Source organism: Streptomyces sp. NBC_01454, assembly GCF_036227565.1.
Classification (GTDB): Bacteria; Actinomycetota; Actinomycetes; order Streptomycetales; family Streptomycetaceae; genus Streptomyces.
Map to the genome: position 1 here is coordinate 49079 of NZ_CP109460.1, position 15273 is coordinate 64351.

Annotated in this window: 15 protein-coding genes and 1 pseudogene; 10 read left to right on the forward strand and 6 right to left on the reverse strand. The window is 69.5% G+C overall.

Translation table 11 applies throughout. From position 1 onward, the window contains the following. Positions 1–203: 203 nt before the first annotated feature. Complete coding sequence (locus OIU81_RS00245) at positions 204–995, reverse strand: hypothetical protein (RefSeq protein WP_329141819.1); 792 nt, start codon at positions 993–995, stop codon at positions 204–206. A gap of 1178 nt (positions 996–2173) precedes the next feature. On the opposite strand from OIU81_RS00245, the gene OIU81_RS00250 reads away from it, so the two are divergent. Beyond that, the gene (locus OIU81_RS00250) at positions 2174–2665 is read left to right on the forward strand and encodes an RICIN domain-containing protein (protein WP_329141821.1); all 492 of its coding nucleotides are present in this window, start codon (positions 2174–2176) and stop codon (positions 2663–2665) included. A gap of 568 nt (positions 2666–3233) precedes the next feature. Here OIU81_RS00250 and OIU81_RS00255 read toward each other — a convergent pair. Continuing rightward, positions 3234–3359 carry a hypothetical protein gene (locus tag OIU81_RS00255; RefSeq protein WP_329141823.1) on the reverse strand — a complete coding sequence of 42 codons (126 nt, stop codon included), beginning with the start codon at positions 3357–3359 and terminating at the stop codon, positions 3234–3236. Between the two features lie 216 nt (positions 3360–3575). Here OIU81_RS00255 and OIU81_RS00260 point away from each other — a divergent pair, with 216 nt between their 5' ends. The 5 genes from OIU81_RS00260 (at position 3576) to OIU81_RS00285 (ending at position 6970) form a co-directional block, all read left to right on the forward strand. Then, positions 3576–4058 (forward strand): transposase, encoded by a 483-nt coding sequence (locus tag OIU81_RS00260; protein WP_329141825.1) that lies wholly within the window; start codon positions 3576–3578, stop codon positions 4056–4058. Between the two features lie 901 nt (positions 4059–4959). Next, positions 4960–5121: a hypothetical protein gene (locus OIU81_RS00270; RefSeq protein WP_329141826.1), complete on the forward strand. Its 162-nt coding sequence runs from the start codon at positions 4960–4962 to the stop codon at positions 5119–5121. Further along, entirely contained in the window at positions 5118–5663 is a 546-nt protein-coding gene (locus OIU81_RS00275; RefSeq protein WP_329141828.1) for an RNA polymerase sigma factor, read from the forward strand. Before OIU81_RS00270 ends, OIU81_RS00275 begins: the two co-directional genes overlap by 4 nt. Next, positions 5660–6367: a hypothetical protein gene (locus OIU81_RS00280; protein ID WP_329141830.1), complete on the forward strand. Its 708-nt coding sequence runs from the start codon at positions 5660–5662 to the stop codon at positions 6365–6367. Before OIU81_RS00275 ends, OIU81_RS00280 begins: the two co-directional genes overlap by 4 nt. Positions 6368–6571: 204 nt before the next feature. Next, the gene (locus OIU81_RS00285) at positions 6572–6970 is read left to right on the forward strand and encodes a hypothetical protein (protein ID WP_329141832.1); all 399 of its coding nucleotides are present in this window, start codon (positions 6572–6574) and stop codon (positions 6968–6970) included. Between the two features lie 428 nt (positions 6971–7398). On the opposite strand, the gene OIU81_RS00290 is transcribed toward OIU81_RS00285, so the two are convergent. Continuing rightward, positions 7399–7779 (reverse strand): peptidase inhibitor family I36 protein, encoded by a 381-nt coding sequence (locus tag OIU81_RS00290; protein ID WP_329141834.1) that lies wholly within the window; start codon positions 7777–7779, stop codon positions 7399–7401. 544 nt (positions 7780–8323) lie between these two features. On the opposite strand from OIU81_RS00290, the gene OIU81_RS00295 reads away from it, so the two are divergent. Next, positions 8324–9232, forward strand: coding sequence for an aldo/keto reductase (locus tag OIU81_RS00295; RefSeq protein WP_329154763.1), 909 nt, complete (start codon positions 8324–8326; stop codon positions 9230–9232). 180 nt (positions 9233–9412) lie between these two features. Here OIU81_RS00295 and OIU81_RS00300 read toward each other — a convergent pair whose 3' ends face one another. Next, on the reverse strand, positions 9413–10234 hold the full coding sequence (locus OIU81_RS00300; RefSeq protein ID WP_329141836.1) for a maleylpyruvate isomerase family mycothiol-dependent enzyme: 822 nt from the start codon (positions 10232–10234) through the stop codon (positions 9413–9415). Between the two features lie 246 nt (positions 10235–10480). Next, the gene (locus OIU81_RS00305; protein ID WP_329141838.1) at positions 10481–11941 is read right to left on the reverse strand and encodes an amidase; all 1461 of its coding nucleotides are present in this window, start codon (positions 11939–11941) and stop codon (positions 10481–10483) included. 426 nt (positions 11942–12367) lie between these two features. Between OIU81_RS00305 and OIU81_RS00310 the strand changes: the two genes are divergently transcribed. Both OIU81_RS00310 and OIU81_RS00315 read left to right on the forward strand, forming a co-directional pair. Further along, a complete protein-coding gene (locus OIU81_RS00310) occupies positions 12368–13147 on the forward strand; it encodes an SDR family NAD(P)-dependent oxidoreductase (RefSeq protein WP_329141840.1) in 780 nt (259 codons plus the stop codon). A gap of 32 nt (positions 13148–13179) precedes the next feature. Next, a pseudogene (locus tag OIU81_RS00315) lies at positions 13180–13275 on the forward strand (RidA family protein); the annotation flags it as partial. Between the two features lie 111 nt (positions 13276–13386). Here the strand turns inward: OIU81_RS00315 and OIU81_RS00320 are convergent. Continuing rightward, complete coding sequence (locus tag OIU81_RS00320) at positions 13387–14949, reverse strand: eCIS core domain-containing protein (RefSeq protein WP_329141842.1); 1563 nt, start codon at positions 14947–14949, stop codon at positions 13387–13389. Between the two features lie 3 nt (positions 14950–14952). Between OIU81_RS00320 and OIU81_RS00325 the strand changes: the two genes are divergently transcribed. Next, on the forward strand, positions 14953–15099 hold the full coding sequence (locus OIU81_RS00325; RefSeq protein WP_329141844.1) for a hypothetical protein: 147 nt from the start codon (positions 14953–14955) through the stop codon (positions 15097–15099). Positions 15100–15273 lie beyond the last annotated feature (174 nt).

The window sequence follows — 15273 nt, forward strand, 5'->3', positions numbered from 1 at the left end:
CCAGCATTCTCAGCACCGACGCCACCGCGCACCCCTCGGCCAGCAAGCGGACACAAGACGGGGCATCCCTCCCTACCTCGAGGTATCTGCTCGCCCGCCGCCCTTGAACATCGCGCGATCGCGTTGCCGCGGTCCCACCGGTGTGCGCCCAGCCGGGTGGTGAGCGGCCAGGTCGGGGTGCTGCTCACGCAGAACTTCCCGGATCAGCTCCGCGGTGATACCGACCGTGGTGTGCGTCCTGCCCCCTGCCCCACCCGTCCGAGCCGCAGATCGCGGTGGAGGAAGAACGCCGTCACCGCCACGACCGCCCCGCAGACCGCGGGCACGGTCGGCCACGGGAAACCCGCCCAGACGCTGACCAGACCCACGAGCGCGCAGCTACCTCCCGTGACCATGACGAGCCACTTGCCGTACGGGCGCCAGGTGAAGAATCCGGGGTCGCGTGGCCTCGTCAGACGCACCACACCGAACATCAGCGCCAACGCCGCCAGCAGTCCCGCGCACGTTCCCGCGGCGGCGGGCGCCTGGATCTCGTCGCGAGGAGCGTCGGAGGACGCCTGGCCGACGTCCCCCCGCGCGATCGCCACGACGTCCCCGCGCCACATGGTGCCGGTGACCTTCTTCCCGTGCTGAAGCTCGCTCAGCACGGGCCCCGGGTCGCCGAACGACACATGCATCCTCGGGAAGGGCTCCGGGCCGAGCAGAGTCGCACTCAGGTGCTTGATGCGGTCATCGGTGCTCTCGACGGTGAAGTCGACCTTGCGCAGGCAGTCTTCCGACCTGGGGACCACCGCGCGCCCGGGGCACGCGTCGGCCGCCTGGTACTCCCGGTACCGCGCCTGATCGCCGGGCAGCCAGGTCGTGAAAACGAGAGAGCAGACCAGCGCGGCCGCCAGGGACGTGATGATCAACAGCACACCCACCAGCCGGTTCCGGGCAGCCCTCGGTGGAGGCGTGTCCACCCGCTGGGTGCTGTCGACTTTCGTCCTGGACATCTCTCGTCTCCCCCGCCGTTCTCGAATCAAAGGGGCCAATCACCCGGTCCCTTCCGGAAATGATCACACCTGCCGCTTCCGCGTCACGACGGGGGCGCCCGGCTGGCGGGGCCTGCCCGAATCCAAGGACAGACGCCACACCGCGCCGACGCCTCCGGCAGACGAGACGCACGCGGGCATCCGGCTGCTGCTGGCGATCGGGGCGAGCCGTCCTGACTGCTGCTGACCGGTCCTGCACTGAGGATCAGGGCACGTGGCGACCGTGATGTTGGACACCGGTTGGAGCGCCGAGCAGCTGCGCCCATGTCATTACCGGCCGACAGCTGCCGAACCCGGTGCGCACCTCGGCCGGCCCGATCGTCGCCGCCCGGCTCCGCGCAGCCCAGGCATACCCGCTGCCTGCCACCGCCGATGCCTGCCACGACGTGACCCACTGGACGATCCGATCGCGAGGACGGCCACGGAGCGGTCATCGACAGCGGCCGCCGCCCGCTCCGTGCCCCAGGACCTCACCTATCGCGCCCTCGTCTAGTGCCCGCACCCCTCAGACGTCTACCTGCTCTTTGCGCACGAGCGCTGGTGAGGGCCGGTGCCCAGCTGTTCCGGGGACGAGGTCGGGACGGTAACTTTCGGCCTCTTTTGTACGGGTCCGTGCCAATACGCTGGTGTGAGGTCTACTCTGCTGCCTGTTCTGCCGCGCTGGGTGGCGGAGTGTGACCCGGGTTGCTCCGGGGCTGGGGGAACATCAATGCGTGATCGAGGGAGTTCGCGGCTGCGGCAACTCCGGCGACCGCCGGAACGGCACACGGCGGCACGGTCATACCCCGCGTCGTCGTTGTGACTCCGGCGCCACAGATCCCGACGGTGGACAGTCACCTCAAGGACGCCGTGCCCATCAGGTAAATCGGATCACGAAGACCCACGTCGACCGTGGTGAGTGTCTGGACAGGGACACCGACACGATCCCGGCGAACGAGGCGAAGGTGCAGTTGTGGGCGTGCAGCGGCTGGACCAATCCGAACTGGACGTTCCGCTAAAGGGCTTGTGAGCCGGGAATTTCGGTTCCGCGCCGTCCGTGCGTGGGGTCGCCCCGGACACAGCAACCGGGATGGTTGCGTGCTGCTGACCGGCAGCGCGCAAGACCTTGTTCATCTCCAAGTGGAAAGTGGAGTTGACCCATGTCCAAACGACGCGCTCTGCTCGCGCTCGTCACCGCCGCGCTGACGATGCCGGTCATGGCTCTGGCCGGCGCGCCGGCGCAGGCCGCGGGATTCAGCTCGATCAGTATCTGGAACTCGAGCCGCTGCCTCGACAATGCCACCGAGAACGCCGCGAAGCTTCAGATGTGGAAGTGCACTGGTGGGCCTGAACAGAAGTGGCTCGCGGAGTTCCTCCCGGGCAGCATGTACCGCTTCGTCAATCAGAACACCGGACGGTGCATCAGCGGGCCGGCCGCCCTACATCCGGGTCTCTGGATGGACGAGTGCAGCCTCCTCCCCGACAGACAGAAGTGGCGAATCTTCTACCAGGGGACCGGGGGCCTGTTCAAGGTGTGGCAGAACGTGTCCGACGGACTGTGCATGACGACCAGCAGCGTGGCCGACGGCACCCAGCCGCAGACAACTGCCTGCAACGCCTTCGCCGCCTATGAAAGGTGGCACCAGCAGTAGCGGCCTGCGGAGCAAGAGTGTGGCTGGAGGCGGCCCGTGACATGAGAAGGGCCGCACGGGCGGGTTGGGAAAGGTGTGCAGCGATCGGAACCCTTCCTCCCTCCGCCGGGGAAGTGGTGAACGGATGACCGCTCTGGCCGAAGCCCCGCGGGATCTCGGCCGACGGGAACCACGGATTCGCACTGCGTCAGCTCGCCCTTGACGGGCTGTTGACGGAGTTGACGGCCCTTTATTGCCGATGCCCGGGGTCGGGCAGACCGAGGGCGCGGGTGTCGTCTCGAGTGGACGCCGGGTTCCACTGCTCCGGACCGGGCCGTTCACTCGTAGTGTGACAAGCCGTATCTCAATCGACCTTGGAACGTGTGGGTCGAACGGGGTTCCTGGTCGGGTGATCTTCCTGTGGTGCGCGCATGACGACAGGGCCTCCTGGTAGCTCGGGGGTGCGATCCCCATCCGAGCGATTCCCGGAGGCCCTGTTGTCGTTCTTGTACGCGCCCGAGCCAACCGAGTTCAACTTGCCTGCCGTGTCGTGCGATTGCTTCGCGCATGTGTACAGCAATGCGGCCGATCATCCGGACCGGGTGCGCCGGTATCCGTCGGACATGACGGATGCGGAGTGGGCGGCGGTCCGGCCGTTGCTGCCGGTGCCGGCCGGCTTCAGGGACGGGGTGAGCAGCCCGAGGGCTCTTGCCACCGCCAGATGCTGGACGCGATCCGCTACCTGGTCGCGGGTGGGTCTCGCGGCGGGCGATGCCGGCGAACTTCCCCGCCTGGGGTCGGGTTTACGCATTCTTCCGCCGCTGGCGCGAGCACGGGATGATCACCGAGTTCCACGACCGGCTGCGCGGTCGGGTGCGTGAGCGTGAGGGCCGCGAGGCCGAACCCACGGCGGGATCATCGACGCGCAGTCGTGCGGGCCGCCGCGACGGTGCCGGCCGCCTCACGCGGTGACGACGGCGGCAAGAAGGTGCCGGGCCGCAAATGGCACATCGTGACCGACTGCCCCGGCCTGCTCCTGGTCGTCGCGGTCACCGCCGCGAACATCGGCGACCGCGACGCCGCGGCGGGCCTGCTGACGAGGCTGCGCCGCCTGCACCGCGACATCACCCTCGTCTGGGCCGACGGCGGCTACGCCGGCTCCCTCGCCGGCTGGTGCCGGGACAAGCTCGCTCTGACCTTGGAGATCGTCAAGCGCACCGACGGCATGGCCGGGTTCGTGGTCCTGCCGAGGCGGTGGGTGGCAGAGCGCACGTTCGCGTGGCTGGTGAACTCCCGCAGTCCGGGCCGGGACTACGAGACCCTGCCCGCCACCAGCGAGGCGATGATCCGGTGGTCGATGGTCACACGGATGAGCCGGCGTCCGGCACGGCCACGGACCGCCGGCCTGCACTGAATGCCCCCGACGCCTCCAGGAGGGCCCACCCGCGCTCCGCCAGGCGCCGGGCTTTCGACCGCAGCCCCTCGACCTTCGCCGACGTCGCCCCAAGACCCAGCTCCACCGCGATCTCCTTGGCTCGAAGCGGCCCTCCCCCCCCCGGGTGGATCGCTGCTGTTCCAGCACGCCCAGAATCCGCTGATAGTCCGGTGCCAGAACCGTAACGGGCAGCCCTTCCCGCCACGGCGGAACCGTCGAGCCCGATACCGGCGCGAACGCCGGCGCCGCCTCCTCCTCTGCCTCGGCCGTGGTCACGGCAGTGGACTCGCCAGCAGAGCCTGCCAGGGCCTCGACCAGTTCCTCGACCAGTTCCTCGCGCGCGATCACCCGCCGGTCCCACTCGATCTCCGCGGCCTCCAACACCTCAGCCAACCACGGGACTTCCTCACGCAAGCCCTCCACCCGCACGCGGACAGCCACCTCCCGCTCCTCCAACATTCCCCGCACCGACGCCACCGCGCACCCCTCGGTCATGAAGCGGACACAAGACCTCGGCGTGCTGGACGCCGAGGTGCCCAGCGGCGGGGAGGGGGACTTGCCGGCGGGTGGCGGGGATGGCCCGGGTTTCGTCGGCTGCCCCAGCCGGCCCCTGCGATCAGCGAGATCTGCGGCGCACTCCACCGAGACCTCACGCCGGCCGAACGATCGTCCTACCTCCCGGACCAGGAACCCAGGCAACCGGTCTGTCCCGCTCGGAGGAGCGAGGAGAGGCGCGCAAAGGCAGGGCGTTCATAAGATTTTCCGGTTCCCCGTTGCACGATCCCGGGCCGGCGAACGCTATAGGGGCAGAGGGACAACAAGGTTCCTCTGAGGCGTAGGGGGTGGCGCCTCTCTCACACCGGAGGGGATTCCCGAGTCCGTGAAGCTTCATCTCATTGGCGACCTGCTTACGGCCGCAGTGGCCGCGCGTGTCTTCGGCAGGGACGCTCTGGCCGTACTGCGCCGCGCCGCTGCTGCCGGCGTCCTGATGGGCCTGTCCGAGCTGCGGGTCCGCCGTCAAGGCCAGGGAGGTGAGCAGTGACCCGCTACCGCCGTCTCAGAGCGCTCCCGGTGACCGAGCTGCCCGCTGATTTCCGGGCCTTCCACGAGCTTTTCCGGGGGGTCTACATCGACTGGTCCGAGCTCTATCTCGCCAACCTCGCCGACGCGGAGGAAGCCGTGGACGAGGCTTTCGAGCAGCTCTACCTCAGGTGGACGGAAGTGCTGGAGCAGGAGAACCCCAACGCGTACGCGTGGGTGGTGGTCAAGCACCGCACCATCGACCATGCCCGTGCACGGGGCCGCCGCCCCACTGTGGTGGACGAGGCGGCCTTCGAGACCGCGGCGCTGCGCGACGCGGTCGACCCGATCGGCGAGTTGTCGGAGAGCCTGCACATCTACACGGCGATCCAGGCCCTGCCGGAGCGGCAGCACGATGTGATCGTCCTGCAGTACTGCCTGGGCTACAGCACCCAGGAGACCGCCGACATCCTCGGCGTCACCCCCGCGGGAGTCCGGTCGACCACCCGCTACGCCCGGCACCGGCTGCAGCGCGCCCTGGGCCTGGAGAAGGAGGAACTATGAGTACATCGAACGAACTTGACCGCGCGCTGGCCAAGGCCCGGCTGACCCGGCGTCCCTACACCGGGATGCCGGCGGCCGAGGCTCGACTGACCGCACGCATCAACGAACGTATGTGGCAGGGTGCGCTGTCCTTCGACGACCAGATGGAGCCCGCCCGTACCGCCGCGGCCCGGGCCGCGGAGCGCGCCGGTCTTCCCCACCGGGCCCATACCCGGCACCTGAACACCCTGTGCGAGACCGTCGTCGCCCGGGACCTGCACAAGCTCAGCACGTTCTTGTCCCGCCGCATCCTCGAGCCTGAAGCAGCCCGCGTCCTGGGATGCGTGCTGCGGCTGGCCCACCGCTTCGACAGCGCACAGTTCTGGTGGCAGTTCGCCGGCGGCGCCGGAGACCTCGCGGCCGCCTGCTGCCTGTATCTGCACCACATGGCCCTCGGAGAGCGGCACGAAGCCAAACTCTGGCGTGACCAGGCCGGACTCGAAGTCCACGACCCTGCCACCCCGGAATTCGCCGACTGCAGTGATCTGGTGGCCGCCCTACGGATCCTGGATGTCCTGCGCAAGGAGAACGCCGGCGTCTCCGCGGCAGCCAACGCCGTCATCGCCTACGTCCCCGACGCTCTCGGATTCGTCGACGACGTTGACCTGCCACTCCCCGAAGCCGACTTCGCCTCCCGCATCGAGGAACTCACCGCCAGCACCTGACCACACCGGACCTCGGCTGAAGCACAGGGGGCCACCCGTTCCACACGCTGTTCCTGCTGGAACTCGTGGCGACGATGCCAAGCATCCGATCCGCGCACCTCGCCCCGCGACTCGATGTCTCGTAGTCCTTAAGCGTGCAAGTGACGGGAGCACGATCCGCCTGCGGCCGTGGCCGCTGGCGTGTGGGAAGGTCAAAATTGACAGATGGACGACAGCCAGGTTCCCCTCGGGTATCCGGAAGGCCGGACCCGTGGGCGGTTCCTCTCCGTTCATGAGGGGCGCCTGGATGTCGAAAGCGCCGGGCATACGCACACCGCGTCGCTTACATCAGAGGTGTGGGATGCGCAGCCGCCAGGTGAGGATGGCCGAGCCGATTGGGACGAGGTAGGTCAGGCCCACATCCACTGCCCTTCAGGGGAGTTGGCCCTGTGGGGTGTGGCGGGTGGTCCGATGGAGTCCTGTCTACACCTCTCCGAGGCTGGTGGCACGTGGCAGGTTCGGGTGTACTGCGCCGGGCGGGAAGAGGTGCGGCGCCTGGCCCAGGAGTGCGTGCCGGAGGGCGTTGAGCGGTATCTGGTGCACTTCTGGCCGGACGTGGCGTGAGGAGGCGGGGAGCGCCATCGTTCTCGGCGGATCCGGATAGGTCACCGTCCCTGCCGCCACGGCTGAGGGCCGGGCCGGAACATGGCTGGGACCAGGATGCCCTCGTCTGCGTGAACGGCGCGGCCGGGCCAGCGGCGCCGCAGGCACAACTCCCCGGCTGGACGAGGGTGTCCAGCCGGGGACTGCGTGCTCCCGCGCATCACCACCAAGACGCGCAGCCCGGTCTGCCGTATCGAGGGCGGGCAGCCGGCCTCGTCGGTCAGCTCCCGCAAGGCTCATGCGATCCGGCTGCATGTGTTCCCTCACCCGGCGCAACAGGGCCACTACTTTGTCGTCGGCCCGGAAGGGAGCATCAGCAAGCGTCAGCGCCAGCTCGCGTCCCCGGCACCTGGCCCGAGAGCGCCGATGCCACGTCGGCCTGCGCGCCCCTACTGGGGCTGGAAGGAACGAATCTGGTAGCTGCCCTGCAGGTTGCCGCCCGCATTGGCGGGGGTGGACCCGACGCGTCCGTGGTAGTTCGTCTGCGTGTAGTACTGCACGCGGTGTCCGGTTCGGTTCCATACGGAGCGCACGTTCTGTCCCCTCTGGATGAAGGAACAGTCATCGGCGGTGTTCGCCTTCTTGGACTGCGACCACTGGCAGCGGGTTCCCCCACCGTTCCAGTCGCTGTAGATGCAGAAGTATCCGGGGGAGCAGTTGTAGGCCGCCACGCTGCTGGACGACGTGGGGGCCGCGTCCGCTGTGGGGACGGCGCCGAAGGCGGCAACCAGGGCAGCTGCGGCTACGGCGAACGAGTGGATGCGACGCATGAAAGAGCTCCTTTTCCTCGCTGGTGGGAACGCACACGCTGCTCCGAGCCGGCTGAGCAGGACCGTTTGCGAGCAAGAAAGCCATGGCCTGCCAGGAAACGGGTTGGCAGCCGGCGGAACGTCACCAGTATGGGCCGCACCCATGAGCTACCTCAGGTCGATTCCTGCCGAATCACCCTCGGCTGGAGCATGGCAGCGTGTGCGCTGGGCGCATTCCCCGCGCGCTGCTGCGCTGTTGTGCGCTTTTCGGTAGCCGCCGGGATGTGGTCGGTGCGGGTGTCGTGCGTACGGAGATGCCGACGCCTCAGCCATCGGTGAATGCCCCATCTGCCCTGCTAGAATGCTGGCTATTACGTGAGCCTTCTCGGTGCGGATTCCGATCCGCCGGGGAGGCTTTTTTCATGCCCGGGGCCCAGCCGCCTGCCGCGGCGCTGACGGAACCACCTCGAGGTGCTCGCCCCTCCGAGCGATCTGAACGCGCGTCGCGCTCGCCCATCGGTATCCCGTTCCCAGCCTGCAAGAGGAGATCCATGTCATGCATGTCATGAGCTCGAGGACGAACACAGCTTCAGCCGCGGGTACTTGGCGGCTCGGGGACCTGACCGTCAACCGTGTCGGGTTCGGCGCGATGCGCTTGACGGGTACTGCGCCCTTCGACGGCGGTGTGCCGCGTGATCGTGAGGGGGCGATTGGCGTGCTCCGGCGGGCGGTCGAGCTCGGCGTGAACCATATCGATACCGCCGCGTTCTACTTCTCGGCGACGCGCTCCGCCAACGAGCTGATCAACCGGGCCCTGGCGCCGTACCCCGAGGACCTGGTCCTCACCACCAAGGTCTGGCCGGGCCGTGATCCCTCGGGTTCGTGGTGGTGGGCCGAGCCGGCGCAGTTGCGCGGCCAGGTCGAGGAGAACCTGCGCCAACTCGGCCGCGATCACCTGGATGTGGTGAACTTGCGCGTGCCGACGAGCCGGCGGGCCGGCTCTATCGGCGAGCACTTCAGCGCGTTGGCCGAAATGCGCGATGCCGGGCTGATCCGCCACCTCGGCGTCTCGCACGTGACGTCCGAGCAGCTGGCCGAGGCTCGGGCCATCGCCCCGCTCGTGTGCGTGCAGAACCCTTACGGGATCGGTGCGTTGAGCGAGGAGCGATCACTTCTGCGGACCTGCGGCGAGCTCGGCCTCGCCTTCGTCCCGTTCTTTGCGATCGCCGGGGCCGGGCGAGTGGCGGGTCCGGCCGGCGACGCCAGTGAGGCGGTGTGTGCCGTTGCCCGTGCCCACGGTGTGTCCGTCGCACAGATCAGGCTGGCCTGGACCTTGCAGCAGGGGCCGCATGTGCTGGCGATCCCGGGGACCGGTGATCCGGACCACCTCGCGCAGAACGTGGCGGCCGGCGCGGTGCGGCTCTCCGAGGAGGAGATGGCACGCCTCACCTCCCTGCGGCCGGCCGGCGCTTAGGGTCGTCGCGGTGCCCGGGACGTTCGTGCGGTGACGCGACGGAGCGTGGCTGATCCCGAACGGCCAGGGCCTGTCACGCGTCGGCGGGGGCCGGCGCGAACCGCCCCCAGGACTCCGGCCGAAACCTGTACCGCATGCGGTCTCGTGCAGGCGGGTTGCCGTCTGCCGCGCCCGCCGCGTTCAGGGTGCCGTGAAGAGGGCCGGGAAGCGGGGAGCGAGCCAGGGCTTGGGGCCCCAGGTGAGGATGTGGCCGCGGGCCATGGCGCTCCACTGGTTGCGGCGGCCCAGTGCCATGAGGAGGAAGGTGACCGGCTCGGTGGCGATGCTGCAGTCCGGGCGGGCCGGCGGCTGTGCGGCCACGGACACCGCGCCGTCGGTCACTGTCACCCCGAATCGGGCACCACCCCACAGGCGGATCGCGTAGCGGGCGGTCAGCCCGGCGGTGCGGGCGGTGTCGGTCACCCGGGGCATGGCCGTGATCATGAACGGCAGGGTCAGCTCGACACGGGTGCGGTTGATCATGTGTGGCCGGCCCAGTGCGCGGGCGAGGTCGTAACCGTGGCCCAGCATGTGCGTGAGGAGATAGGACCCCAGTACGGCCGGGCTCATCGGTCCCAGGGGGGTGATGACGGTTTCCTCCGGGGTGCTTGCCTGCACCGCCTTCAGGTAGGCGTCGGCCTGCGTCACGATCATCGCGGCCAGCGGCTCGGCGCCGCGCTCGTCGAATTCGGCGAGCGCTCGCTCATTGGCCGCGGCGAGGCTCTGTGGCGTGCCGTCGCCGTAGCGGCGGGCCTGTCCAGCAGCGACGTCGGCCATCAGCTCGTTGGCCTGTGCCAGATGCGCTGCCGCCTCCCCGACGTTCCACTTCGACCCGGGTATCGGACGCGCCATGTCGGTGTCCCGGCGCAGCAGCGCGGCGATCTCTTCGGCGGTATCGCGGATGGCGGCGCCGAGCCCCTCGGGCAGCGTGCCGCGTATGTCCTGCTCGGCCGCTGATGCCACGCCGCTCTCCTCCGCTGTCCCGTTCCGCTGTCCGCTGTCCCGTGCCTCTGTCCGCTGTCCCGTGCCTCTGTCCGCTGTCCGCTGTCCCGTGCCCCTGCCGACCGGGCGGGCAACCGGACGGTGAACGTGTGACGGGTTACCCGGGGTACAGAAGACCAGTCAGCGGAGGCCGAGACAAGACCTTGCGCAGGGTGCGGTGCAGGTCACCGGGTGGCCGCCGACCCCTACCGGGCCGGCGGCGTCCCGCTACGCAGGAGTGTCGTGGTGATTTCGGAGCGCCGGGCGCCGTTCCCGGACCGGACTCACGGACTCCAGCAGGCTGCCAAGCCGGAGCAGGGTGTCCTCGGCGTTCCACTTCGTCACCAGTTGCACACCGATCGGCAGTCCCTCGGGGCTTGCGCCGAAGGGCACGGAGAGCGCCGGCAGGCCGGTCAGGTTGAACGGGACCGTGGCACGCATGACGTTCCAGGCGGGGACGGTCACCCCGTCGACGACGTACTCCCTCCGGCCGTGCGGGGGCGCGGGCATGGTCACCACGGGGCAGAGCAGTGCGTCGTAGTGTGCGAAGTACGCCGCGAATGCCGACTTCAGGTCTTCGACGGTGCGCTGCGCCGTCACATAGTCGCCGAGCGGGACGTCCGGCAGCGTCAGCGTGTGCGCGAGCACCGCGTGCAGTTCGTCCTCGCGGCCCGCGGTGTGCTCCTTGAAGTACGGAAGGATTTCCGGCAGGAAGAGTTGCGCGCTCAGCGCCGTGCAGTCGCAGGCCTCCAGTTCCGGCAGGCGCACTTCGGCCACTCGGCAGCCGCTCTCACCCAGTGCCTTCGCGGCGGCGGCCACGGTCGCCGACACCGCGGGGTCCACCGGCCCGAAGCCGGGCTGCACCAGCCATCCGATCCGCAGGCCGTCCCCCGGGGCCGGGTCTCCCCCGGTGCCGGCCGAGGCCGGGGTGACGGGGGCAGCGTCCGGGGCGTCCACGGCGTAGCCGTCCAGCCCGTCGGGGCCGGCGAGTACCGAGTAGGCCGTGGCGATGTCGCGGACGGTGCGGGCCATCGGGCCCACGTGCCAGTAGCGGCGCAGGACGTCCGGCCAGTGGCCGGTGAACGGGATCCGACCGTGGGTCGCCTTGAGGGCGACGATGCCGGTGTAGTGGGCCGGTCCGCGCATCGAGATCGCGACGTCGCTGCCGAGGCCGATCGGCGAGAGTCCGGCGGCAATGGCTGCCGATTCCCCACCGCTCGACCCGCCGGGGGTCCGTTCCGGGTCCCACGGGTTGAGGGAGCGGCCGGAGACGAGGTTGTCGCTCTCCGTCCAGTAGGAGAACTCCGGCAGGTTGGTCTTCCCGATCGGGATCGCGCCGGCCGCCTTGAAGCGGGCCACCGAGGTCGCGTCCCGGTCCGGGACGTGTCCGGCGAAGAGGTGCGAGCCGCGCATGGTCCGGACACCGGCCGAATCGAGCGAGTCCTTGATGGTGAACGGGACGCCGTGCAGGGGTCCGAGCGGCTCACCGCCCAGGACCGCCTCCTGTGCGGACTTGGCAGCGTCGAGGGCCTGTTCGGCGATCACCGTCACCACGGCGTTGAGGCCCGGATTGATCTCGTCGATGCGGTCGAGGTGCGCCTGGACGACCTCCAGCGGGGACACTTCGCGCGTCCGGATGCGGGCCGCCAGATCGGTGGCGTCCAGGAAGCAAAGGTCGGTCGGGGTCATCGATTTCCGCCACGCGAAACCATGGAATCCGGACTCCGTTGCGTTGGTGGGGCAGGGGGAATGCGCCATGGGGATGCGCGTGATCACAGTATCCGAGGGCGGGAGGCCCGAACCGGTAGTCAGCTGTGGGGAGGCTGATTCCAGGTATATTCCGGTCACTGTCTCGCAGGATGTGCCGCCGGGTCCGGGGTCTCGGATTTCGGCCGGACGGGAGCCGAGTTCGTGGGCGGCTCCGAGTCGGATTCGTGGCGGGTACGGAGTCGGATTCATGGTGGGGACGGAGTCGGGTTCATGGCCGGGACGGACACGACGGGGCGCCAGGGGCGACGGGCCCGGCAACGGTCCGCGGGAAGGGTCCGGCTCCCCCGCCGACAGGAGCGTCACCAGCAAGATCACGATCTGCCGCCGGGGTATTAAGGTGCAGGCATGACTTCGCAGGCGTACCTCTCCGCATTGTTCTCGTTGGACGGCCGGGTGGCTGTGGTGACCGGCGGTAGTTCCGGCATCGGCCGGGGCATCACCGAAGCCCTCGCGCGCGCCGGGGCGAGCGTGGTGGTCATAGCACGGCGCAAGGCCGAACTGACCAGCACAGTCGATGAGTTGACGGCTCAGGGCTGCCGTGCGGCCTGGGTGAGCGCGGACCTCGGTACCCGCGACGGCGTGCGCGCTGCGGCGGAGGAAGCGGCTGAGGTGTTCGGTGAGCCGGACATCCTGGTCAACTCTGCCGGGGTCAATCTGCGGCCGCCGATGGGGGAACTGGACGACGAGGTCTGGGACACCACGATGGCGGTGAACCTCGAAGCGCCGCACCTGCTGGGACAGCGATTCGGGCCCGGTATGGCCGAACGGGGCTTCGGCCGCATCATCCACATCACCTCTCAGCAGGCACATCGCGCGTTCGTCCAGAGCGGCGCCTACGGTGTGTCCAAGGGCGCGTTGGAGTCGCTGGCCCGTTCGCAGGCCGAGGCGTGGTCGCCGTACGGGGTCACCTGCAACACGCTGGTGCCCGGGTTTGTGATGACGCCGCTCAACAAGCCGTTGTGGTCCGACCCCGAGACCGTCAAGGTACTGGCGGCGCGCACGATGATCGGACGCAATGGACTGGCCGAGGACTTCGCCGGGGCGGCGGTGTTCCTGGCGAGCCGCGCCTCCGCGTACGTCACCGGTCAGGCGCTCTTCGTCGACGGCGGGCTCTCCGTTCACTGAACTCGGTATCCGGTCGGGGCCCTGCGACGCGTGATGGCGACCTCGCCGCGCAGGTCGAGCAGTGTTACCTCAGCATCGGCGGTGCCCTGACCGAGCCCGGTGGCTGCTTCGCCGACGTGGCGAACGTCTGGTGCGCGGCGAGCAGCGGGCGCAGGTGCGCGGGGGCCAGCCGGCCAGGGCGGTGGGCGTGGTGGTCGCGTCTTGCGGCTGCTCAGGGTCCCTGCTGACCCGCGCCCGGATCAGGACAAGACGATCTCCAGCCAGGGGCTCATCATGGTTCCGGACGTGCCGCGCGGCTGCTGGTCCAGCTCTGCCTGGGCGGATTGCAGGTCCTGGCCCGGACCCTGCCAGAACGTGTACGGCTTGCCGTTGTGCTCGGGAGGGATCAGCGCCCAGTACTGGTAGTGCGTCAGGGTGAGGTAGACGCGCTTGTTGATGTAGTCCAGCACCACCTTGACGTTGTGCTCCCAGTCGCTTCCCGTGCCGGTGTACTCGGCGAAGCCGCGGGGTGCCGTGGCCGCGTTCTGGACCGAGGAGCCCGCGCCGGACTGCGAGTGAGCGGTGTAGTGGGCGTGCAGCCCCTGGGCGTGTGCGGGGACGGCGTCGGGGGCGAACTGGTTGTCGGGCAGTCTGCCGTAGTCGTCCTGGTGCCAACTGCGCAGCGTCCCGGGCTGGTTGGGGCTCTTGTCGCGGACCGCTTTCTGCGCTTCGGTCCGCTCGTCGATCACCGGTTGCTGCTGTCCCGCGTCCGGTGTCTCCAACTGGTAGCGCACGTCGAAGATGAGGTTGAGCAGCGGGCGCGGCAGCATGTCGACGGCCTGCTTCAGCGTGAGCCGCGTCAGTGGCAGGTTCGCCCCACCCCGTGCATGGCTCTGGAGCCTCGGCTGCTCCTGCTGGGCTCCCCCGGCGACGACCGGGCCGAGCGACCGGCCGGTCTTCTCCCGCATCGTGTCGTCGTTTCCCCAGTACGGCTCCGTCTTCCCGGAGAGGGACGAGTGGTAGTAGCCGGTTTCCTCGGTGCTCGGCTGCGTCGCGTACCGGGTGTCCGCGTTCGGCACCGGAACCATGGCGCCTGGCCCCTCCGGGTGGTCCGGCGGATTGTGGTCGGAGGCGTAGGTCTGCTGGTCCTCCAGGAAGGTGTTCACCGCGCCGACGAGCATGGTGGTCAGCCGGAGGGCCCCCGGCACATCGGGGGTGGCGGACTTGAGTCCCCGCTTGATCTCTCTGAGTTCCGCCTCGAACGTGCCCTCGGGGTTGAGCTTCTGGGCGCGGCTGACCTCGTCCTGCACGGCGATTGCCAGATACCGCAGGAGCTGGGGCGCGGTGAGTGTCTGCTCGGTGGCGTCCACTCCCCGCAGGTACATACCGGGAGTGACCTTGACGGTCCGCTGCACGGCGGCCGGTCCGCCGGCCGCCGCACGCGCTGCGGAACCGGAACCGGAGTCGTGCGTCCCGGCCGCGTGCCCCGCCATGACGCGCTGCGCGGTGGCCTCGGCCTCCCGTTCGAACCGGTCGGCGGGGTCCGAGACCTTCAGACTGTCCCCGTTGTCGGTCCCGGCGACGGGGCCTCGGCGCTGCTGGATCACATGCACGAGCTCATGGGCCAGGGTGTGCCGGTCCGCGCCGCCCTCCCCGATGACGACGTGGCTGCCCGAGGTGTACGCCCGTGCGCCCACCTCGGCCGCGGAGGACCGGGCCGCCGCGTCGCTGTGGATCCGCACGTCGGAGAAGTCTGCGCCGAGCCGGGTCTCCATGTCGGTACGGGTGGTCTCGTCCAGAGGACGTCCGGGGGCACGGAGCACGTCATGGACGGCAGAGCGCTGCACCTCGGGCTGCTGGTGCCCGCAGCCGGCACCGTGCTGGTGCTGCTCCGCGGACAGGTGTCCGGCCTGGCGCAGCATCTGCACCACGGCGTCGTTTCCGGCAACCGCCTGCAGAGCCGCGAGGCCTGACGGAGCCGCCCGTGGTCCGGCGGCGGCCTGCCGGGCCGGCGCTCGGCTCGTATCGGCGCCGGTCGTCCTCGTCCTGTGGCGGTCGTGCACGTGGTCCTCATCTGACGGCGGAATGCGGCTCCCTCTGGATACAGGGCCGGCGATACCCGCACCAGAGGCGTCAGGGCAGCCCGA